Here is a 21,452-nt window from a genome sequence, read left to right on the forward strand (position 1 = left end):
TGCTCTAAACGCTTCGATGAAGGCGTTTTCGGTGGGCTTGCCGGGCCGAGAAAAACCAGCGTCTCTCACGTGGTATAGGCTGATAGATCGAGGTAACGGGAGATGACTCCGGGCTCCAGTTGACCCGGCTCGTTCGTGGATAGCTCACCTTGGCACAGCTCCATTCGCTCAAGCCCTCTGTCAAGGGCTTCCCCAAGATGTTAACTTTTGAGGCCTAGTGATTTTCTGTTCGGACGTGACGCCTATGGCTCGAAGCGATCTCCTTCTGTCGATTGTCCGCGCCGGCGCGACCGGCGATCGAGCCGCTTTGCGTTCTTCCGTAGAGGCTGCCGTTGCGGAAGAACGAAGCAAGAATCACCACACGCTTGCAGATCGCCTTCAGCGTGCATTGAATGCCGTTGCCGTCACGCCGCCGGCCGCTTCGGCTCCAATCGCTCAAGCGGGCAAGGATACGATCCTCGAAACGGAGCCGCGGCAACGGCTGGAAGACCTGATTCTTCCTCTGCCGGTAACCCAGCAGACCAGACAACTGATTGAAGAGCAGCATAGAGCGGACCTGCTCAGAGCCCATGGGATGCAACCCCGTCATCGGATCCTGCTGTCCGGTCCGCCTGGCAACGGCAAAACGTCGGTTGCCGAGGGAATAGCCGAGGCGCTCGCAGTCCAGTTCTTCACCGTCCGCTATGATGCCTTGGTTGGCTCCTTCCTCGGCGAGACCAACACGCGATTGGCGCGTCTCTTCGACTATGCCCGAACCGTGCCATGCGTGCTGTTCTTCGATGAATTCGATTCAATCGGAAAAGAGCGTGGCGACAGCCATGAGACCGGCGAGATCAAGCGCGTCGTCTCGTTCCTCCTGATGCAGATCGATAAACTGCCGAGCTACGTCGTGACCGTCGCTGCGACGAACCATGCCGAGTTGCTCGATCGCGCCGTGTGGCGGCGGTTTCAGCTACGTCTTGGACTGCCGCATCCGACGCGGGAAGCGCTTGCAGCCTTCCTGGATCGTCAGTTCGACACGTGGCCGGAGCCGGCCGGCATCGAGCCGAAAACCTTAGCAGGGAAGCTCGGCAGCATTAGCTTTGCTGAAGCACTCGAATTCTGCCAGACCGTGCGGCGCCAGCATATTCTCTCTCTGGCCAATAGGGCACTGAAAGATATCTTGCGCGAGCAAGTTGAGCTTTGGGCAACGAGAGTCGCGCCAGAAAGTACAGATGCCACACGACCCGGAAAAACCTCTTCTTCGGCTGAACGATCCAAGGGACGTGGCTCGACGAGCGCCGGGCCGCGGCGGGGAACAAGCAAGACGGATTGACCGCAATGCCCAGGTCCAGGCGCATGGCCCGGTTTTTCGCCAGCTCAGCAATGTATTGAATCGGCAGGACGCCGCGCTGCAATTGCGTGCGGATGCCAATTCCCTTGCTCCCGAACGCCTTCTGGTCTTCGAGGTCACCGGCTCGATCCAGAATTTCGCCAATGCCGTGGCGCGGATCGCAGGCCTGGAGTTCGCAGGCGAAGAAGCATTGGAAGCGGACGAGCTGGACAAGAATCCGGAATTCTATCTGCTTGTGCCGCAGCTTGGCGCCCTGCGCGAAATCGTGTCGCTTTGGGAAGGCTGGGGACGGAACGGGACCGTACCCCGCAACTATACGCCTTGGCGCGATCTGTTTCAGCAACTGCGGGCGGTCCGTCCCTGGGGACCTGCTGACCGCGTTTCGCCCCGCAATCGCGACTATTTTCGAGCCATTGTTGATGGCGCCCCCGACAACGAGCTATTCAGGATTGAAATCGAGCTGGTATTTCGGGGCAGCGAGGCGGCATCGCGATCGGCGGAGGAGGAGATCGCTGCCAGGATCGCGGTGACCGGCGGGCAGATCATTCACCGCTCTCGCCGAGCGGAGTTCGCTTACCATGCGATCCTGGCTGAAGTGTCCGCGGCCGAGATCCGCCGAATCGCCGAACTCGACCTGCATTCATTGGCCGGTGCCGATCCAATCGCGTCGATCGTCCCCCAGAGCGTAGGAACGCCGATCGAGGCGGCTGATCGACTCGGCTTGGACGCGGCTCGTCCCTTGCCGACAAATCCCGAGCCGATCGCTGCCGTCTTCGATGCTGTGCCGGTGCAGGCTCACCCATTGCTCCGTGATCGGCTTACGATAGACGATCCCGACGATCTCGAGACTCGAGCGGTGGGAGCTCGCGTTCACGGCACGGCAATGGCCTCGCTTGTGCTGCACGGTGATCTGAACGAACAACCATCACCCGTAAGCCGACGCGTCTACTTCCGACCTGTCATGTATGCGCCGGCATTTGGAGATGAGCTCTTCGACAGCGACAAGCTGGTGATCGACGTTATCGTCGAAGCGGTGATGCGCATGCGTGCCGAGGGTGGCAGCCAAGTGATTGTCGTCAACATCTCGCTGGGCGACAGAACCAAACCCTTTGCAGGAAAGATATCGACCTGGGGCCGCGCGCTGGATTATTTGGCGTTCGCCTATGGCATTCTTTTTCTGGTCAGTGCAGGAAATACTGGAGACGGCGTGACGCTCGCGGATTACGCAGATTCTGCGGCATTCCAAGCGGCGAACCCTGCAGATAAAGCCAGTGCGGTTCTTCGGGGCCTGGGTGCTCTGAAGGCCGATCGTCGCCTCCTTGCTCCTGCCGACAGCGTCAACGCATTGACGATCGGTGCCTGGCATCGCGATGCCGCGCAAGAGGCGTTTCGAGGTGCCTCGCCGTTTCCGCCCTATGCCGACCGAGAGATGCCGAATCTTTCGTCCCGATTGGGCCTCGGATTGCGGCGGAGTACAAAACCGGAAGCGCTGTTCGCCGGCGGCCGCCAACCTGCGCGCCTCGATCCCGTGGCCGCACCGCCCGTGCTGCTCTCGCATCCAAACCCCAGCAGATATTGGGGACTGAAGGTTGCCGCGCCTCCCGAGAACGGCGCGATGGGATTGCACTTCACCATCGGGACCAGCGCAGCGACCGCACTTGCAACACATACTGCCCATCGCATCTTTGACGCGCTTGAGAATGCTTATCCTCAGTTGATTGGGCCGATGTCGCTGGCTCAGCGAGCGGCACTGCTCAAGGCACTCCTCGTCCATTGTGCCTCCTGGCGGGATGCCGAAGCGTTCATCCGACCCACCATCGATCCAGCAGCTACGTTGCACCATGAGCATTGGCGACGAGAGGTTTGCCGTCATCTGGGATACGGCTTTGTCGATCCGGAAGATGCGATTGCTTGTGCTGCGGATCGAGCCACCATGTGGGCGACCGGCACGCTGCCGATAGAAGGATCGCTGGCTTTCGATATTCCGATCCCCCCAGCCCTCGGCGCCAGCGCAAGCATTCGGGAGGTGCGGGCAACGCTAGCATGGTTCACCCCAATCCGGCCTGGGCACCTTGCCTACCGTGCCGTCAAACTGAAGATCGACTCGCTTCAGCCCGACAGTCTGGAGATCGCAGGCGTTGGGACCTCCACGAGCCAACCGTCCAACAGCCAATCTGAGAGCGGAACGATAGTCCATCGTAGATGGCGTGATGCACGCATCGGCGTGATCGCCAATGGCACTTCGATCCCGCTTCAGGTTCAGCGAGAAAAAGATCAAGGAACTCCAATCGACGAGGCGATTCCGTTCGGTCTTGCGGTCACGATCGAAATGCCCGGAGCGGCGCAGATCTACGAGCAGGTTCGTGCGAACATTCAAGTCCAGCCGCGCACTTTCGTGCGGGTGCAGGGCTGAGTCCTCATATTTGCATTGCCTTCCATAATACGGCTGCAGACGATCACTGCAATCTGGACGCGGGGACCCATGAAGATCCCCCTGGGGCCGTATGAACGCTGGTCGCTTGCCTTCGTATCGGAGCAGATCACCTGCAGCCCTACGGCTACACATCGTTACCGTCGTGGAACGCCACACTTGGGCATGCCTCATTCCGATGGCGGAGATATCGCCGCCGGCCGATGCCCCGACCGGGCTTCTCGGACAGCCCGGTCGGGATCATCCAAGATCGCGTCAATCTCGTCGGCAACCCTGTCGGCTGCGAGCCTGAGCGCTTCGTCTATATGGATATAGCGCTGCGTCACGCCCCGAGCTGCATGGCCCAGTAGCGCGGCAATGGTCAGTTCGGAAAAGCCCAGGTCGGCCGCGACGCTGGCAAATGTGTGCCTCAATGTATGCGGGGTTACGTCGTCCAGCTTCGCGCTGGCACACAGCCGATCGAGCACCCGAACGACGCCGATAAAGTGGCCCTCGCCCCAATCCGCCGGGAAGAAGTACGGTGATGCTGTGTTGGGCTGCCCCAATAAAAGGTCCATAGCTGCGCGGCCTATGACCCGTGTCTGGGCTCCGCTTTTGGTATCTGGAAAACGGACCGAGCCTTCATCCGTGTTGAGCCAAAGCCGCTTCACCCCAAGGCCCTCCATTCGCCGAAAACCCGTGAGGAGCAGGAAGCGGATGGCAGCCAGCCCCGTCGGATGCTCTCCAGCCTCTGCAGCGAAACGTATGGCCCTCCCAAGACGAGCGATTTCGCTGCGGCTGAGGCGGCGTTCCCGCGCCTTTCCGGCAAGCCTACGAACGCCACGCGCGGGATTGGCGTCGATCTTTCCAAGGCGGACGGCGTGTTCAAAGATGGCATGCAGCGTCGACATGGTGCGCGCGGCCACCCCTTCCCCGCCGGTGGTCGCTCCGCCTCGACTGCCCGCGCGAGGTTTGGATGTTCTGCCGACGGCAATATCTGCCTGCGCCCCTTCGATATCCCCGAGCTTCAGCGTGGCAATCAGTCGTCGGCCGAGCAATGGCTTGATGTGAACCTCGATCCGGCTCTTATCCATGGCCAGGGTCGATGCCTTGATGGGGCGACGGCTGCGGCCGAGTATGCGGCCGGCCTCGGCCTCGGCCAGATACCAGTCGCATACCTCGGCAACCGTGATGCCCTTCAGCTTGCTGTCCGGGCTATCCAGCGGATCGAGACCCTTGGAGACGGCCACCAGCTTTTCATGGGCGATCCGGCGCGCCTCCTCGACCGTCATCAGCCCGTACCGTCCAATCACGGCGCGACGAGGCCGTCCTTCGGGCGAGCGATACTGGATCACAAAGCTCTTCAGCCCCGAGGGCATGACCTGAACGCCGAAGCCTCGAAGCTCCCGATCCCAGGCAAAACTCTCCCGAACCTTGACCCCAACCTTCGAAGGTTTCGGAACTTCCAGCGCGTCGATAAAACGCTTCGTCAGCTTTTCCATAGTGAGTTCAAAGCCCTATCGAAAATCTGCTTAGATTTTGCGAGGCTAGCCGGATTCTAATCAAATTCCAAGCTCTCAGAAGCGCAAAATAGCGTATGAAGCGTGGCCTTTAGCGCGCACCACTCAAAAAATAATCATTTATTTATAGAAGATTATCGCACTTTAGCAAACTAGGGGATATTGCAGCGAACGGCTCTCGGGCACCTTGCCAAGGTTGGGGTCGTGGGTTCGAATCCCATCGCCCGCTCCAATTTATCCTTTATTAGGCAAGGCCTGATGGCTGTGAATGCCTAGTTTGACGTGGATACATTCACGTCTGATTTTAGCAATATCTCCAGTCTGCAAGCTAGAGGAACCGACTGCTGGGTTCTCGGAGCGACGGAGAGGTATTATTTTCCTATTGTCTCTGCCCCGGCCTTCGCCACGCTTCGATAAAGCCGTCTGCACAGCGAAATCCGCAGAGCATTGGCTGTTAAGGTTCGAAGTGCGGGTTTGAGTTCGATCATCAACGCTCACGAACCTGCCCAGTAAAGGCACGAGCACGCGTAGAACCGGCGCCAGCGGGCGGTTTGATCGGACATCCAATCCGGCATGGCGTCAATCTCGACGACATCAACGCACGCATTCTAAGCGATTGATGCCGCGATCGTTGGGATCCCAGGTTCTGAGTTCGACAGAAGCCTCGACCAACCGGCAGTCGCGTATCTGACAATCACAGAAGCCTCCCCTGCCGCCGATGGCCGGGGATTCAGTCACCATGCTCGGCTTGCCCCGCTGCAGGATGTTCAGGCAGAGAGCGGGCACAGCAGAGCGGTCGTGACCCGCCTCCAAGCGATTGCTGCAATCGCCGCGACGGCTGCGCAAACGGCTTGCGGGCGCGGTGCTGCCCGGCGCCAACGGTCGGTCCTACGGAATGAGGCCCGTTTTACGATAAGCCCGGATTGTTCGATCATAGATGGAGATGTCCTGGCATCCGCGCGCGACCAGCTGAGCTCCCTCTATGGCAGCAAAGATCGCCATAGCCTGGTCTTTTAGGTCCTGCCCGTCCGCGGCGGGCGTTGCCCGCGACAACACTTTCGTGAGCCATCCGACGTTCATCTCGGCGAATTTCTCGACCTCGGTCCTGACCTCATTGGGCAGGTCATCGAGTTCCGCGCTCATGATCCCGCACAGGCACATACGATTGTCGTTGGCCAAGGCCGAGCGGAAGATCTCCGCGTATCTGTCCAGGCACCAGGTCGCGTCGGGGGATGTAGCCAGCAACTCGGTAAGAGTGGCTGATCCTTCGTCTGTGTATCGGCGCGCTAAAGCTGCGCAAAGGTCGCCTTTGGTCGGGAAATGATAGTGCACGCTGGCACTCTTGATCCCGACCTCCTTCGCGAGCTCACGAAAGCTGAGCGCATTATAGCCATGCGCCTGCACCGTCGCTTTTGCGGCGGTCATAACTGCCTCGCGCATATCCGTCTTGGTTTTTGCCATCATCGACCTGCCTATCACTCGATAGATAGCCGTTGACGCCAACAAAGGGAAGGGATAGACAGCACCCGCAGTCTATCTATCGATAGGCAGATGAGGACTCTCATGAAGATCTTCGATCGTCCCGGCTTTCCCAATCCCGCCCGCATCCGCATCGTGCTTGCCGAGAAGGAACTCGAAAAGCAGGTCGAATTCGTCTCCGTCGACCTCATCGCGGCCGAGCACAAGCAACCCGACTTTCTTCAGAAGAACCCCTCGGGCGTGCTGCCGGTTCTTCAGCTCGAGGACGGCACCTACATCAGCGAGGCCACGGCCATCACCGAATATCTGGACAATCTCGACGGTGATCCGCGTCTCACCGGTAAGACGCCGAAGGAAAAAGCCGTCATCCACATGATGCAGAAGCGGGCCGAATCCGAGCTGCTCGATGCGGTCGGCAACTACTTCCATTATGCGACACCTGGCCTCGGTGCTGAGTTGCAGGTGTTCAAGAGCCCGGAGTGGGCTGGTCGTCAGGACTGGGGCAACCGTCAGCGCGACAAGGCGTTAGCAGGCGTGAAATACTTCGACACGGTATTGCGGGACTGTCCGTTTGTCGCCGGCGACGCGTTCTCCATGGCCGACATCACCGTATTTGCCGGACTGATGTTTGCCGATGCTGCCGGCATTGCCATTCCTGAAGACTATTCGGCGCTGAAGGCGTGGCGAGCAAAGGTCTCCGAGCTACCGAGCGTCAAGAACCGCAGCGGCCAGATGTTCGTCGCCGAGGATCTGCATCGCCTCGGCTTCTGATCCGCCGCGACAGCGGTTCGAACGCAGCCGCTCTCACTCCATTCACATGCAGCCCACGCGGCTCATTTCTCGCGGAGTTCCCTCATGTCTACGATCTCAACATCCGACAGCGCTTCCCGGCGCAACCTGCTGAAAGGGGCTGCCATCGCCGGCGTCGGGCTGGCGGCTGCGGCGGCCGGCGCGGGCTCGGTCGATGCAAAGTCAGGCGTGTCGGCCCATGCCGGCAAGATGACCGGCGATCGCCTCGTCACCAAAGATGGCACCAGCCTCTACTTCAAGGACTGGGGCACCGGGCCAGCCGTGGTGTTCAGCCATGGCTATCCGCTCTCGTCCGACGCCTGGGAGGACCAGATGTTCTTCCTGCTGCGAAACGGCTATCGCGTCATCGCCCATGACCGTCGGGGTTTTGGGCGGTCGAGCCAGCCGTCCGGCGGCTACGACTATGACACCTTCGCCGACGACCTGGCGCAATTGGTCGAGGCGCTGGATCTGCGTGAGGCAGCCTTCGTGGGCCATTCGATGGGCGGTGGCGAGGTCGCCCGCTACATCGCGCGCTACGGCCAGGGCCGCGTCTCCAAGGTCGCCTTCGTCTCCTCCGTGACACCCTTCCTGCTCAAGACCGCGACCAACCCGACCGGCGCGCCGAAGGAGCTGTTCGATACCTTCCGCGCCGCCGTGCAAGCCAACCGGTCGCAGTGGAATCTCGACGTCACCATGCCTTATTACAGCTTTAACCGCCCGGGGGCGCAGGTCTCGGAAGGTCTGCGGGAGAGCTACTGGCGGCAGGGGCAGGCAACCGGTCTTCTTGCCGCCTATCATGCACTCGGCGCCTTTTCGGAAACCGATTTCCGCGATGACCTGAAGAAGATCACCGTGCCCGCGCTGGTGGTCCACGGCAGCGACGATCAGATCGTTCCGCTCGAGATCTCCGCGCGATTGACCGCCGGCCTGGTTCCGCATGCCAAGCTCATCGTCTACGATGGCGGCTCCCATGGATTGCTGCACGTCGACAAAGACCGTTTGAATGCCGACCTGCTGGCTTTCCTTCGCGACTGACGTTTGCCTGGCCGGCGCCGTATCGCCAATCACGCGGCGATGCGTATCATCTCGCGGTCGAGCGTGCCGAGCACCTTGCAGCCGGTTTCGGTGACGACGATGGTCTCGCTCACGCCCACTGTGAACCGGCCATAGACGCGCAAGGCCGGCGGCAGATGGAACGCCATGCCGGGCTCCAGCAGCGTCTTCACGCCGGCATTGAGGCTGAGGATGCCGCCTTCGCCCCAATCCGGCGCGAAGGAAATGCCGACGCTGTAGCCGAGCCGCTTGCGGAAATTGTCGGTGTAGCCGGCCGCGTCGATCACCTTCTGGCAGGCGATGTGCGGCACCTCGCACGGCACGCCCGGCCGGATGGCCTCGAGGGAGACGGCGAGCGCCTCCTGGCAGACCTTCGCCATCTCCAGCGCCTCGGCCGGCGGCGTGCCGATCCACGCCGTGCGCATCAGCGCCGCGTGGTAGCGGTCATGGCAGGCGGCCATTTCGAGGAAGGCGGCGTCGCCGTCCTGCAACCGCCGCCGCCGCCACGTGCCGTGCGGCACACCGCTGCGCGGGCCGGAGGAGACCAGCGGCTCCATGCCCATATATTCCGAGCCGGCGGCGATCGCCGCGCCCATCATGGCGGCGACGAGGTCGTTCTCGGTATTGCCGGGCCTCACGGCGGCGAGGCCGGCCTTGATCCCCGCATCGACATAGGCCGCCGAGCGCACCAGCTTCTCGACCTCCAGCGACGACTTCACCATGCGCAGCCTCTCCACCACGCCCGCGGCGTCATGGACGGTGCCGAGTGCGGTGAGCAGCGCCTCGTAGGTGGCGATCGGCAGAAACCAGCCGCGCTTATCGATGGCGACGCGCTTGCCCTTCAGGCCCTTCGTCTCGATGAGCCGGACCAGGAAAGCAACCGGATCGTCGGTGTCCTGGTAGATGGCGGCGTCGGTGATGAAGGTGTTGGCGACGAAGTTGAAATATTCGAGCTGGCGCACCACGAAGACCGGGTCGCCCTCGACCGGCAGCACCAGCGCCTGGAAGGTGTAGTAGCCCGGCGTCTGCTGGCCGGTGAGGTAGAAGATGTTCTCCGGCCCAGTGACGATCATCACATCGATGCCGGCCGACGCCAACCCGGCGCGGGCACGGGCGACGCGCGCGTCATATTCGGCCTTGGGGAAGGCGGATTCCTGTCCCTGCACCACGTTCATCGGAACGGTCATGTCACGAAAACTCCCTGATGAGATGCGCGCGTGACGCATCGAAACGAAGGCCGAGACCCGGCGCGGACGGAGCGGCGACGCGGCCCTCGGCATAGGCGAGCCCGGCGGCCGGATCGTCGACCAGCCCATCGGCGCCATAGAGCTCGGCAAAGCGTGGGCGCGCCGCGACGGTGGCGTGCAGCGCGGCGGCGGTGGCGAGGCCGCCCTCGTTCATCTGGCCGATCATGAACGGCACCTTGGCCGTGTGGAGCCGGCGGGCGGCCGCCAGCGTCGGCGCGATGCCGCCGAGCTTGACCAGCTTGAGATGCGCCATGAGGCCGTTGTTGGCCTGGACGATGCGCTCGACGTCGTCGAGCCCCTTCACGCTCTCGTCGAGCATGATCGGCACCGGCGTCGCGCGGGCGAGGCGGTCGAGCGCCTGCCAGTCGCCTGGCGCCATCGGCTGCTCGACATAGGCGAGGCCGTGGCGTGCGAGTGCCTCCAGATTGGCGAGGGCGGCCGCCTCGCCCCAGGCACCATTGGCATCGGCTGCGAGCTTGACCGTATCGCCGAAACGCGCGCGCAGCCGGCCGATGCGGCGCAGATCGTCGGCGAAGTCGCCAGCGCCGATGCGGACCTTGAGGTCGCGGAACCCGCGCGCGACATAGGCCTCCGCCTGTTCGACGAAGGTGTCGTCGGCGGAGACGAACAGCGTCTGGTTGGTGGCGTGCGCAATCTGCGCCTCCGCCGGTGCGCCGAGGAAGACGGCGAGTGGCAGGTCGACCTGTTTCGCCGCGAGATCGTGCAGCGCGCTGTCGATCAGCGTGCGCACCGGCGCGCTGGCCTGCGCGACGGGTGCGGGCGTCGCCGCGAGCAGGGCCGCCGCGCCGGCGCGGAAGTCGAGGCGACCGACCACCTCGACGGCCTCCGCCAGCACGGTCTCGGCCGGCAGGCCATTGAGATAGGCGATGTTGAGCCGCACCTCGCCGACCGCGACCAATCCGTCCCGCTCCAGTCGCAGATAGAGTGCGTCGAGCCCGGCGACCCGGCCGGACGCCGCCGTGTGCAGCACAAGGCCGCCGCCATAGGTGAGCGTGGCGCGATGAAGCGAGACGCGCATGGTCAGGCCGTCAGCATGGATCTGGCGATGTCGCGATAGATCAGGCTCGCGGTCACGAACTCGTCCACCGGCACGAACTCGTCCGGCTTGTGCGCCATCGACAGCGAGCCAGGCCCAACCACCACGCCCTGCGCTCCGGTGGAGCGGAAATGCACGAGATCACAGGCGCCTTGGAAGCCGAACGGGCCGGGTTTGCCGATGCCATGCGTGCGACAGGCGGCGAGGCTCGCCTGGACGATGGGCTGGTCAGGCGCCGTCTCGGTGGCGCCGCCGGTGGTCGGCTTCCATTCGACGATCTCGGCGCGCAGGCCGAAGCGTTCATGGGCACGCGCGAGCAGCGCGGCGATGTCGGCCTTCACCGCCTCCTCGTCCTCGCCCGGCACCAGCCGCCGGTCCAGCAGCAGCTCGCAGGCGCCGGGCAGCACATTGTCGGCGTGGCCGCCCTGAATGCGGGTGACGGTAAGGCTGGCGCCGCCGACGAGCGCATGCATGCGGTGGCGAACATCGGTCTCGTGGGTCTCGGCGATCAGCGCCAGCAACTCGCCGGCGCGATAGATCGCGTTCTCGCCCAGATGCGGCGAGCCGGAATGGGCGGGCACGCCGAGCACCCGCACCAGCGGGCGCAAGCTGCCCTTATGGGCGGAATAGACCGTGTTGGAGGTCGGCTCGCCGACGACGGCGACATCGATCTTCGGCCTGCGCGAGGCATAGAGCTTCGCCCCCTCGCTGGCGATCTCCTCATCGGCGACGAACACCGCCAGCAGCGTGCCGGACCATGAGCTCCGATCGGCGGCGAGCATGCGGACCGCCTCCAGCATGGCGGCGAGCGGCCCCTTGCAGTCGCAGGCGCCGCGTCCATAGAGTCGACCATCGGCCTCGCGCAGCATGAACGGATCGGAACTCCAGCCGTCGCCGGCCGGCACCACGTCCATATGGGTGTTGAAGGCGAAGACCGGGCCGGGACCGTTGACCAGCTTGGCTTCGACATTGACGCGGCCGGGCTTGTACTCGTCGAGCGCGATCTCGAAGCTGAACGGGGCGAGCCGATCACGAATGTACCAGGCGGCATCGATCTCGCGGCCGGGCGGATTCTCCGTGCGCAGCGCGACCAGTTCGGCGAGCTCGCTCTTCATGCGGGCGATATCCGGCGCGGCGGCAGAAAGGGGCATGGCGTGGCTCATGGGAGTGGCATGGACTGAAGGGAGGGCTCAGGTGGCGGTGGGGTCGAGCGAGATCGGCATGCGGCCGAGCCGCTCGCAGCCATCGGCGGTGACGAGGAAGGTCTCGCCGGGCGCGACGTTGCGCTCGCCCTCGGTAACGACCATGTGCAGGAAGATCACCATGCCCTCCTCGATCACCGCCGGGTTGTCGCGATAGACCATCGGCCAGTCCATCCAGTTCGGCGAGAAGGTGGTGCCGAGGCCGTAGCCGCAGGCATTCAGCCGGTTGGCCATGCCGTCGAAGCCCGCCGATCGCAGCGCGCCGGTATAGGCGGCGAAGATGTCCCCGAAGGTTGCGCCGGGCCGGATCGTCTCCTGGCACGCCTGAAGCGCGGCGAGGCCGATGTCGTGCAACTGCGCGAGGCCGGCGTCGGGCGCGCCTACGCGATAGGTGCGCATCAGCGCCGAATGATAGTGCCGGAACACGCCGGCGAACTCGATGGCGATGGTGTCGTCCGCCTCCAGCCGGCGGCGTCCCGACACATAGCGCCCGAGACCCTGTCCGGGCCCGGAGCCGATGATGAACTCGTTGCCGGAATAGTCGCCGTCGGCGGCGAGGATCGTGCCCTGGAGTGCGGCGAGAATGTCGCCCTCCCAGGCATGTGGCCGGATCAGCGGCACGGCGGCGGCGAGCGCGGTATCGGCGAGCTCTGCCGCCTTGCGCACATAGGCGATCTCGGCCGGACGTTTCGCGGCGCGCTGGCGCGTCACCAGATCGGAGGCGTCGACCAGCTCGCAGAAGCCGTCCATGGCGGCGGACAGCCGATGGCCATTGGCGGCGGTGAGGCCATAGGCGTCCCATTCGACGCCGAACTTCTCGCCGCGCAGGCCGTGCCCGGCGAGGATGTCGCGCAGCTCCTCCGCCGGGCGGGCATGGGGGCCGTCGACCCACATGCGCACGTCCTGAAGCATCGAGGTGTAGGCGGCGGCCCGCACATCGGGCGCGCGGGTGAGCAAAGTGAGTGTGCCGTCCGCGCCGAGATAGAGGCACTGGAAGAACACGTAGCCGAACGTGTCGTAGCCGGTGAGGTAGTACATGCTTTCCTGCCGGAACATCAGCAGCCCGGCGAGGCCGCGTTCCTTCAGGCCCCGGCAGGTGATGGCGCGGCGCTCGGCGAGTTCCTCGGGCGAAAAATGCAGTGGCATGGCGCTCTCCTCAGGCGAACAGCGGTTCGAACGGCAGGCGACTGAGCTGCTCGCAGCCTGTCTCGGTGACGATGACGGTGTGCCCCATGCCGACGGCGCGGCGCGAGTCGACCGCGCCGAGCATGGCGTGCGGGAACAGCACCATGCCGGGCTGCATCACCAGGGGATTGCCGGAATAGATCATCGGCGGCACGTCCATCCAGGTCGGGGCGAAGGTGGCGCCCAGCGAGTAGCCGCAGGCGCCATAGCGGTCGGCGCCGAAGCCGGAGGCGTCGAGCACGCGGCGGTGCTCGGCATCGATGTCGCTCAAGGGCGCACCGGCGCGGATCGCGCCGATCATCGCCTCCATGGTGGCGCGCACCACCTTGAACATGGTGGCGTGCTCCTCGGAGAGGTGGCCGAGGATGACGGTGCGCTCGATGCAGGCCATGTAGCGGCGATGGCTGGCGCCGAATTCGACCAATACTTGGTCGTTCTCTTCCAGTGGATGGGCGCCGAGCACGCCGCGCCCATAGACCGCGCGCGGGCCGCTATTGACGATGGGCTGTTCGCTCGGCAGGTCGCCGCCATGGGCGAGCGTGGTGGCCAGGATGGCGCCGGCCATGTCGCCGGAGAGCTTGCCGGGACGGGCGGCCGCCCGCGCGGCCTCCATGGCGAGATCGGCGAGGCGGCCGGCCTCGCGGACATGCACGAGCTCGGCGGGCGACTTCACCAGGCGCTGGTCGCGCACCAGGTCGGAGGCGTCGACAAGCGTGGCAAAGCCAGTGAACTCGGTCTCCACGGACCGCCAATTGGCGGCGGTGAGCCCATAGGTGGCGAATTCGACGCCGAGACGCGCGCCCGCCAGGCCCTTCTCGGCGGCGATGGCGCGCAGTTCGGCGGCGGGATTGGCGTCCTCGGCATTGTACCAAATCCGCACGTCCTCGATGGTCGAGGTGTCGCGCGCCTGGGCGAGGTCGGGCCGGCGGGTCAGCAGCGTGATCGGCCCGTCGACCGGCAGCACCGCGCACTGGAAGAACACATAGCCCGAGGTGTCGTAGCCGGTGAGGTAGAACAGGCTTTCCTGCGCGAACAGCAGCAGGCCGTCCAGCCCGCGCTCGCGCATCCGAGCGCGGGTGCGCTCAAGGCGGGCCTCATATTCCGCCAGCGGAAAGGTGGCGAGCGGCGGGGCAACGGCAGTGGACATGGCAAGGCACCGTGAACGTCGTGAGGGGAAGTGTCGGGGAGAGTCTTGGCGGGAGGTCTCGGCAACGGCGGGCGTCAGGTCAGCCGGACCGCGCGCAGGAAGGACTGCGTGCGGGCGTGGACGGGGTCGTCGATCACCTGCTCGGGAGGTCCCTGCTCGACGATGGCGCCCTTCTCGAAGAAGCAGACGCGATCCGCGAGCGCGCGGGCCACCCCCATCTGATGGGTGACGATCAGCATGGTGAGGTCGCGCTCCACCGACAAAGCGCGCATCACGTCCAGCACTTCGCCGACGAGCTCGGGATCGAGGGCCGACGTCACTTCGTCGAACAGCATTACCTTGGGCTCCATCGCCATGGCGCGGGCGATGGCGACGCGCTGCTGCTGGCCGCCGGAAAGCCGCGCGGGATAGCTCGACAGCTTGTCGCCGAGCCCGACCTTGCGCAGCAGCATCTCGGCCAGCGCCTCGGCCTCGGCCTTCGGCTTGCCGAGCACATGGCGGGGAGCGTTCGCGACGTTCTGCAACGCCGTCATGTGCGGGAACAGGTTGAAGTGCTGGAACACCATGCCGACCTTGGCCCGCATATGGTGCAGATGCGCCTGTGTGACCGGCTCGACATCGGCGCCGTCGCGCACATACCAGAGCGCCTCGCCGTCGATCATCACCATGCCGGCATCGATGCGCTCCAGCGTCATCAGCATGCGCAGCAGCGTGGACTTGCCCGAACCCGACGGGCCGATCAGCACCACCTTCTCGCCGCGCGCCGCCTCGAAGTCGAACGCGTCGAGCACCACCGTGGCGCCGAAGCGCTTGGTGACGTTCTCGAATCGGACCATGGGCATCATGCGCGCGTCTCCTCCGGCCGCAGCCGCCGGTCGATGAAATTGATGAGCGGCGCGGCGGCCAGGCTCAGGACGAGATAGATCAGCGCCGCCGCCGTCACCGGCTCGGTGTACTGGAAGCGCTCGGAGCCGATCTCGTTGGCGACGAACATCAGCTCGGTCACCGTCACTGCCGCGAGGATCGGGGTGTCCTTCAGCATCGAGATCGCGATGTTGCCGAGCGAGGGCACGATCGGCGGCAGCGCCTGCGGCAGCACGATGTGGCGATAGGCGGCGAGCCGCGAATAGTTCAGGCTCACCGCGGCCTCCCACTGGCCGCGCGGCACCGATTCCAGCCCCGCCCGGTAGGCCTCGGCGGCATAGGCGCCGTAGTGCAGGCCGAGCGCGGTGACGCCGGTCAGGAAGGGCGACAGCGTGATGCCGAAGCCGGGAAGCACGAAGAACAGGAAATAGACCTGCACCAGCAGCGGGGTGGCGCGCAGGAACTCCATGGCGAAGCGCGAGAGGAACCGCAGCCAGCGCTGGCGGGCCCGCATCCCCGACACCATCACCAGCCCGACGATCAGCGAGATGGCGAAGCCGGCGAGCGTCGCCTCAATGGTGACCACGGTCGCCCGCAGCAGCTGGGGCAGGATTTCCCACAGCAGGTCGAAGGAGAACTCCATCGGTTCACCCCGCCGTGTGGTCGACGCCGCGCGACAGCGCGCGCTCGATGCGCTGCGCGCCGCCGCTGATGAACAGGGCGATGACGAAATAGACGACGAGCACCGTGCTCAGCACCGCCGTGGTGTTGAGGTGCACCAGGATGATGTTCTTGGCCTGGAAGGTGAGGTCCGGCAGGGTGATGAGCGACACCAGCGAGGAGGCCTTCAGGATCTCGATGAACAGGCTGCCGAAAAGCGGCGCCATGACGCGCGCCGCCTGCGGCAGCACGATGAGGCGGAAGCTCTGCGCGGGCGAGTAGTTGAGCGCGATGGCGGCCTCGCGCTGGCCGCGCGGCACCGAGCGTAGCGCGCCGCGCACGATTTCCGAGCCATAGGCGCCGTTGCACAGGCCGATGGCGAGCACGCCGCAGGCGAGGGCGGGAAGCTCGATGCCGAAGGAGGGCAGCACGAAGAACAGCCAGAACAGCTGCGCCAGCAGCGAGGTGCCGCGGAACAGCTCGACATAGATGATCGCCGGCACGCGCAGGATCCTGTGGCGCGATTCACGCGCCAGGCCCGACGCGAACGACATCAGCACCGCGACCACCGCCGCGAGGACGGTGACGATCAGCGTGATGCGTACGCCTCCGAGCAGCAGCTGGCGGTATTCCCAAACGATTTGCATGCCTTCTCCAGATCGGAGACGGAGCGGATGCAGGCGGCCCCTGCATCCGCGACCATGGGGTCTCCCGGCGGGGCGAGGCCCGCCGGCAGGCTCGAAGCATCAGCCCTTGCACAGCTCGGCAGTGGTGAGGCCGACCGGGATATCCGCCTTCGAGAAGCCGAAGGGCTCGATCATCTTGAGATATTCCGGCGAGTTGAGGATCGCGAGCATCGTCTCGTTGAACGCCTTCAGGAACTCGGCGTCGTCGGTGCGCACCGCATAGCTGCCCACGCCCAGCGCCGGCTTGCCATTGACGACCGGCTGGGTGAAGGGATCGGCGCGCTCGATCGCCGGGTCGTTGGCGGCCTTGAGCAGTTCCTGCAGCGAGAGCGAGGGATAGAGGAAGGCGTCGATGCGCCCGGCCTTCACCGCGGCAATCAGGGCGGGGCCATCGGGAAGCGCCACCGCCTGCTCCTTCGGCATGCCGGAGGCATAGGCATGCTCGATGAGCGCGCCGGCGCCGGTGGTGTAGCCGAGCTTCAGCGCCGGGTTCTTGGCGAAATCGGCCAGCGAGGACAGCTTCTTCGGGTTGCCTGCGGGCACGGCGATGGCATCGCCCACGGCGAAGATCGGCTCGGCGAAGGCGACTTGCTTGCAGCGATCCGGGCGGATGTAGAGGCCGGCCGCGATGATGTCGAAGCGCTTGGCCTTCAGGCCGGGGATCAGCGAGCCGAACGGGGTCAGCACGCCGTCGAACTCCTTCACGCCCATCTTTTCCAGCGTGGCGCGCAGCAGCACGATATCCGACCCGACCAGCTCGCCATTGGCATTGGCGGAGCTGAAGGGGGCCTCGTTGGCGAAGCCGACGCGGATGATGTCGCCGGACTTGATCTTGTCCATGAGGGACTGTGCCGCGGCAACGCCGGACATCAGGCTGAGTGCGAGGCCGGCGATCGCCGCCTTGCCGAGGAAGCTCTTGAACGTCGTCATTTCGTCTCCGGTTCCACTCTGGTCGCCCCGATGAGGTGCGTTTGTTCTGATGCGATTTCGTTCGCGCCTCGCCGCCTGCGCACGTCGTAGGGGATGACGTTGCGCGAGGGCCGGGCACCCCGTGGACAGTGCAAATGCCAGGCCAATACAATTGGTATACCGATGGAAAGCCAACGGCACGCGAAATGCATGCCGGAAAGCCAGCGCTCCCCGCGCCCACGCGCCGGCCTTGTCGGCCGCGTTGTCACCAGGGTCGTCCGCACGGGTTGCCGCCGTTGCGGGCATGATGATGAACAACTGCGCAGCGCATCTGCGCATGGAGAACAGAATGACGGTCGTCCTCGTGGTTCATGACACGCCGCTGCCCGCGCTCGACGGTATGATCGCCGGCGAGATCGCCGCGGAACGCGGCGCGCGCTTCACCACGCTGGTCACGGGGGGCGCGGGCCATGCCCGTTTCGACTGCCATATCCACGTCCTGGTCCATGGCGAAATGGCCCCCAACGGTGCCCTGTGGGCCGAGCGCGCCAGCGGCCGCACCGTCGCCGCGCCGGTGGATCGCGGGGCGGTGGCGCGACTGACGGACGACTGCGTCGTCGTGCCGATCAACCCCCACCTTCCGGTGCAGGCGGAGGCACGGACGCGTCTTCTCGCCACCGCCGCGCAGGCCGGACGCCCGGTTGAGACCTATCGCGTCACCGAGGCCGACGGGATTCTGGAAGTGCGGGAAGAGGGCAGCGACGTCGTGCTCTCGCTCTGGCGGCGCGATGGCTATGGCCGCCCCTTCCTTGTCGGGACGGAGCCCGCCGAGGCCGCCGGCAAGCCGCTCGACATCGTGTTCGTCGCCGACGAGGCCTGCATGCGCGAGGTCTACCCGGCCAATCTCGCGGCACTGGGCGATGCCGCCGAGGCGCTCGGCCTGCGCCTCGCGGTGCGCTTCGTCGACCCCCGCCAGTTCCCCGAGCCGGCGTGGGAGCGGGAACTGGCGCAGGCCGACGGCCTCGTGCTGCCGGGCGGTTCCGACATGGAGCAGGTGCGCGGCCAGACCGAGGCGGCGCGGGTGGCGATCCGCCGGAACCTGCCGACGCTCGGCCTGTGCCTGGGCATGCAGACCATGGCGACCGCGGTGGCGCAGGAAATCTGCGGCTTCAACGATGCCAATCTCGCCGAGGCCGACCCATCGGCGCAGACCAAGACCTTTGTGCGCCTGCATGACGAGCACGGCCGTCCGCAGCACCGGCTGGGCCTGCTGCCGTGCCGCCTTGTGCCCGGCAGCCAGCTCGCCGGCCTCGCCGGCGGCGCCGCCACCATGGAGGTGCACTACAATCACCGTTTCGTGCTGGAGAGCGAATTGCAGAAGCGGCTTTCCGAATCCGGGCTTACCGTTTCCGGTTGGCAGGACGGGCGGGATCTCGCCGACGCGATCGAGGTGCCGACGCTGCGCTTCTTCATCGGCATGCAGGGACATCCCGAGCTGTCCAGCCGGCGCGGCCGGCCTCATCCACTGTTCGCCGGCTTCCTGTCGGCCGCCGGCGCGTGACGCGGCGCTTCCCCCGATCCTGACCAAGCCTTGCGTTGAAAGCTGGCCTCGCGTTGACAGCTGGCTGTGCGTTGAAAGTTTCCTGCCATGTTTCGTTGCCTGATCGTGCAGCCCATTCATCCCGCCGGCGTCGACCTGCTGGCGGGTGCCGGCATCGAGCCGGTGCACGCGCCCGCCTATGACGCGGCCTCCATCTTTGCGGCCATGCAGGGCATGGATGCGGTGATAACCCGCGATGCCGGCCTTGCCGCGCCGGCGATGTCGGCAGCGCCCCACCTGCGGGTGATCGGCGTGCACGGCATCGGCACCGACCCGGTGGACATCGAGGAGGCGACGCGGCGCGGCGTCTGCGTGGTCAATACGCCGGGCACCAATGTCCGCGCGGTGGCGGAGCAGGCGCTGGCGCTCACGCTCGCGCTGGCCAAATCGGTGCCGGCCGCCGACGCGGCGGCGCGGCGTGGCGATTTCGGCTTCAAATACCGTGCGCCGTTGCGCGAGCTCGCCGGCGCCACCTTCGGCGTGGTGGGCTTCGGCAATATCGGTCGCGCCACCGCCGAACTGGCGGGGGCTTTCGGCATGCGGGTGGTCGGCGTCTCCCGCAGCCAGCCGGACGACGTGTTCGTCACCGCCGGCGTGACCCGTCTCGCCTCGCTCGATGAGTTGCTCGCCGTCAGCGACGTGGTCTCGCTGCACCTGCCGAGCTCGCCGGCGACGCGCGGCGTCATCGGTGCGCGCGAACTGGGCCGGATGAAGCCCGGTGCCTTGCTCATCAATACCTCGCGCGGCGCGCTGATCGACGAGGACGCGCTGGCCGCGGCGCTCGCCGAGCGGCGTATCGGCGGAGCGGGCCTTGACGTGTTCGTCCGCGAGCCGCTGCCAACGGGCTCGCCGCTGGCGGGGCTCGACAATGTCGTGCTCAGCCCGCACATCGCCGGCTCGGCGGTGGAAGCGCTGGAGCGCACCGCCCGGCTCGTGACTCAGCAGGTGATCGACGTGCTGGCCGGCCGCCGGCCACCACATCTCGTCAATCCGCAAAGCTGGCCCAGCCCCACCCAGGCCGGGGAGGTGCGGCTATGACGGACGGCATCGCCATCGACCGCGCCTTCGCCGAGCGGCTGTTCGACGAGCTTGCCGTCCACACCACCGATGCGCCGGGTGTCACCCGCGCCGCTTTCGGCGAGGGCGAGCAGTTCGCCCACGAGGTGATGAAGCGCGAGGCGGCCATGCTGGGCCTTGCCCAGCGCGTCGACCCGGCCGGCAATCTCTACCTCACCTATGAGGGGCGCGATCCCGCACTGCCCGGCTGGGTCGTCGGCTCGCATCTCGATTCCGTACCTCATGGCGGGAACTTCGACGGCGCGGCCGGCGTGATCGCCGGCCTGGCGGCGGTGCGTGCGCTGAGCGAGGCCGGCATCCATCCGCGCCGCTCGATCACGGTGATGGCGATCCGAGCCGAGGAGAGCAACTGGTTCCCGCTGTCCTATCTCGGCAGCCGCGCCGCGCTCGGGTTGCTACCGCAGGAAAGCCTTGCGACGCCGCGCTCCGATACCGGCCTGTCGCTGCGCGAACACATGGCCCGGCTGGGTCTCGATCCCACGCGCGTCGGCTCGGGCCAGGTGCATCTCGATCCGGCTGGCCTCCACGGCTTCATCGAACTGCATATCGAACAGGGACCCGTGCTGGAGGCCGAGCAGGTGCCGATTGGCCTCGTCACCGGCATTTCCGGCAGCTTCCGCTACCGCAAGGCCAGGGTTCTTGGGGAATGGGGCCATTCCGGCGCGGTGCCGCGCGCGCACCGGCGCGACGCGGTCTTCGCGCTCGCCCGGCTGATCACCGCGCTCGATGCCTGCTGGGCGGCGCTGCTGGCGGAGGGCGAGACCGCGACGATCACCGTCGGCGAGATCGGCACCGATCCCGCCCTGCACGGCTTCAGCAAGGTGCCCGGCGAAGTGGCGTTCTGCCTCGATGTGCGCAGCCTCTCGCCCGCCTGCCTCGCGCGCATCCATGACGAACTCATGCGCCTCGTCGCGCGGATCGAGGCGGAGACCGGCGTGCGCTTCGCGCTGGGCGAGCGCACCGGCTCGACGCCGGCCCGGCTCGACGCCGCGTTGCGGGCGCAGCTCGCCGGCGTGGCGAAGGCGCGGGAGGCCGGTTTCGTCGAGATGGCGAGCGGGGCGGGGCACGACACGGCGGTGTTCGCCAATGCCGGCGTGCGCTCGGCACTGGTGTTCGTGCGCAACCAGAACGGCAGCCACAATCCAGATGAGGCGATGCGCCTGGAGGATTTCGTCGCCGCCACCGACGTCATCGCGCATCTGCTGGCGCGCGACGACAACGAATGAGTGGC

The 21,452-nt window shown here is 65.7% G+C and carries 18 protein-coding genes; 7 read left to right on the forward strand and 11 right to left on the reverse strand.

From position 1 onward, the window contains the following. Positions 1-244 precede the first annotated feature (244 nt). On the forward strand, positions 245-1,315 hold the full coding sequence (locus KHC28_RS10750) for an AAA family ATPase (protein ID WP_214008360.1): 1,071 nt from the start codon (positions 245-247) through the stop codon (positions 1,313-1,315). Beyond that, a complete protein-coding gene (locus KHC28_RS10755) occupies positions 1,215-3,746 on the forward strand; it encodes a S8 family peptidase (RefSeq protein WP_214008361.1) in 2,532 nt (843 codons plus the stop codon). The genes KHC28_RS10750 and KHC28_RS10755 overlap by 101 nt, the downstream gene beginning before the upstream one ends. Positions 3,747-3,934: 188 nt before the next feature. Here the strand turns inward: KHC28_RS10755 and KHC28_RS10760 are convergent, their stop codons facing one another. Further along, entirely contained in the window at positions 3,935-5,245 is a 1,311-nt protein-coding gene (locus KHC28_RS10760; protein WP_214008362.1) for a tyrosine-type recombinase/integrase, read from the reverse strand. A gap of 906 nt (positions 5,246-6,151) precedes the next feature. Then, positions 6,152-6,727, reverse strand: a complete 576-nt coding sequence (locus KHC28_RS10765) for a TetR/AcrR family transcriptional regulator (RefSeq protein ID WP_214008363.1) — start codon at positions 6,725-6,727, stop codon at positions 6,152-6,154. 99 nt (positions 6,728-6,826) lie between these two features. Here KHC28_RS10765 and KHC28_RS10770 point away from each other — a divergent pair, with 99 nt between their 5' ends. Further along, positions 6,827-7,513 (forward strand): glutathione S-transferase family protein, encoded by a 687-nt coding sequence (locus tag KHC28_RS10770; RefSeq protein ID WP_214008364.1) that lies wholly within the window; start codon positions 6,827-6,829, stop codon positions 7,511-7,513. Between the two features lie 84 nt (positions 7,514-7,597). Beyond that, positions 7,598-8,569 (forward strand): alpha/beta fold hydrolase, encoded by a 972-nt coding sequence (locus KHC28_RS10775; RefSeq protein WP_214008365.1) that lies wholly within the window; start codon positions 7,598-7,600, stop codon positions 8,567-8,569. Between the two features lie 29 nt (positions 8,570-8,598). On the opposite strand, the gene KHC28_RS10780 is transcribed toward KHC28_RS10775, so the two are convergent. From KHC28_RS10780 to ehuB, 9 genes are all read right to left on the reverse strand, one after another. Beyond that, on the reverse strand, positions 8,599-9,774 hold the full coding sequence (locus KHC28_RS10780; RefSeq protein WP_214008366.1) for a M24 family metallopeptidase: 1,176 nt from the start codon (positions 9,772-9,774) through the stop codon (positions 8,599-8,601). 1 nt (position 9,775) lies between these two features. Beyond that, positions 9,776-10,873, reverse strand: coding sequence for a mandelate racemase/muconate lactonizing enzyme family protein (locus tag KHC28_RS10785; RefSeq protein WP_214008367.1), 1,098 nt, complete (start codon positions 10,871-10,873; stop codon positions 9,776-9,778). A 2-nt stretch (positions 10,874-10,875) separates the two neighbouring features. Further along, positions 10,876-12,042, reverse strand: coding sequence for a M20 family metallopeptidase (locus KHC28_RS10790; RefSeq protein ID WP_214008368.1), 1,167 nt, complete (start codon positions 12,040-12,042; stop codon positions 10,876-10,878). 39 nt (positions 12,043-12,081) lie between these two features. Next, complete coding sequence (locus tag KHC28_RS10795) at positions 12,082-13,239, reverse strand: M24 family metallopeptidase (RefSeq protein WP_214008369.1); 1,158 nt, start codon at positions 13,237-13,239, stop codon at positions 12,082-12,084. Positions 13,240-13,249: 10 nt separating this feature from the next. Then, entirely contained in the window at positions 13,250-14,425 is a 1,176-nt protein-coding gene (locus KHC28_RS10800; protein ID WP_214008370.1) for a M24 family metallopeptidase, read from the reverse strand. A gap of 74 nt (positions 14,426-14,499) precedes the next feature. After that, positions 14,500-15,270, reverse strand: a complete 771-nt coding sequence (gene ehuA, locus KHC28_RS10805) for an ectoine/hydroxyectoine ABC transporter ATP-binding protein EhuA (protein ID WP_281419097.1) — start codon at positions 15,268-15,270, stop codon at positions 14,500-14,502. Next, complete coding sequence (gene ehuD / locus KHC28_RS10810) at positions 15,267-15,932, reverse strand: ectoine/hydroxyectoine ABC transporter permease subunit EhuD (RefSeq protein WP_214008371.1); 666 nt, start codon at positions 15,930-15,932, stop codon at positions 15,267-15,269. The genes ehuA and ehuD overlap by 4 nt, the downstream gene beginning before the upstream one ends. Before the next feature lie 4 nt (positions 15,933-15,936). Further along, positions 15,937-16,596 carry an ectoine/hydroxyectoine ABC transporter permease subunit EhuC gene (gene ehuC / locus KHC28_RS10815; RefSeq protein WP_214008372.1) on the reverse strand — a complete coding sequence of 220 codons (660 nt, stop codon included), beginning with the start codon at positions 16,594-16,596 and terminating at the stop codon, positions 15,937-15,939. 99 nt (positions 16,597-16,695) lie between these two features. Beyond that, the gene (ehuB, locus tag KHC28_RS10820; protein ID WP_214008373.1) at positions 16,696-17,565 is read right to left on the reverse strand and encodes an ectoine/hydroxyectoine ABC transporter substrate-binding protein EhuB; all 870 of its coding nucleotides are present in this window, start codon (positions 17,563-17,565) and stop codon (positions 16,696-16,698) included. A gap of 328 nt (positions 17,566-17,893) precedes the next feature. On the opposite strand from ehuB, the gene KHC28_RS10825 reads away from it, so the two are divergent. From KHC28_RS10825 to KHC28_RS10835, 3 genes are all read left to right on the forward strand, one after another. Beyond that, a complete protein-coding gene (locus KHC28_RS10825) occupies positions 17,894-19,105 on the forward strand; it encodes a glutamine amidotransferase-related protein (protein ID WP_214008374.1) in 1,212 nt (403 codons plus the stop codon). Positions 19,106-19,192: 87 nt separating this feature from the next. Continuing rightward, positions 19,193-20,182, forward strand: coding sequence for an NAD(P)-dependent oxidoreductase (locus KHC28_RS10830; RefSeq protein ID WP_214008375.1), 990 nt, complete (start codon positions 19,193-19,195; stop codon positions 20,180-20,182). Further along, entirely contained in the window at positions 20,179-21,447 is a 1,269-nt protein-coding gene (locus KHC28_RS10835) for a Zn-dependent hydrolase (RefSeq protein ID WP_214008376.1), read from the forward strand. Before KHC28_RS10830 ends, KHC28_RS10835 begins: the two co-directional genes overlap by 4 nt. The last annotated feature ends 5 nt before the right edge of the window (positions 21,448-21,452 follow it).

It is taken from the genome of Ancylobacter sonchi, from assembly GCF_018390695.1.
In the GTDB taxonomy this organism is placed as follows: Bacteria; Pseudomonadota; Alphaproteobacteria; order Rhizobiales; family Xanthobacteraceae; genus Ancylobacter; species Ancylobacter sonchi.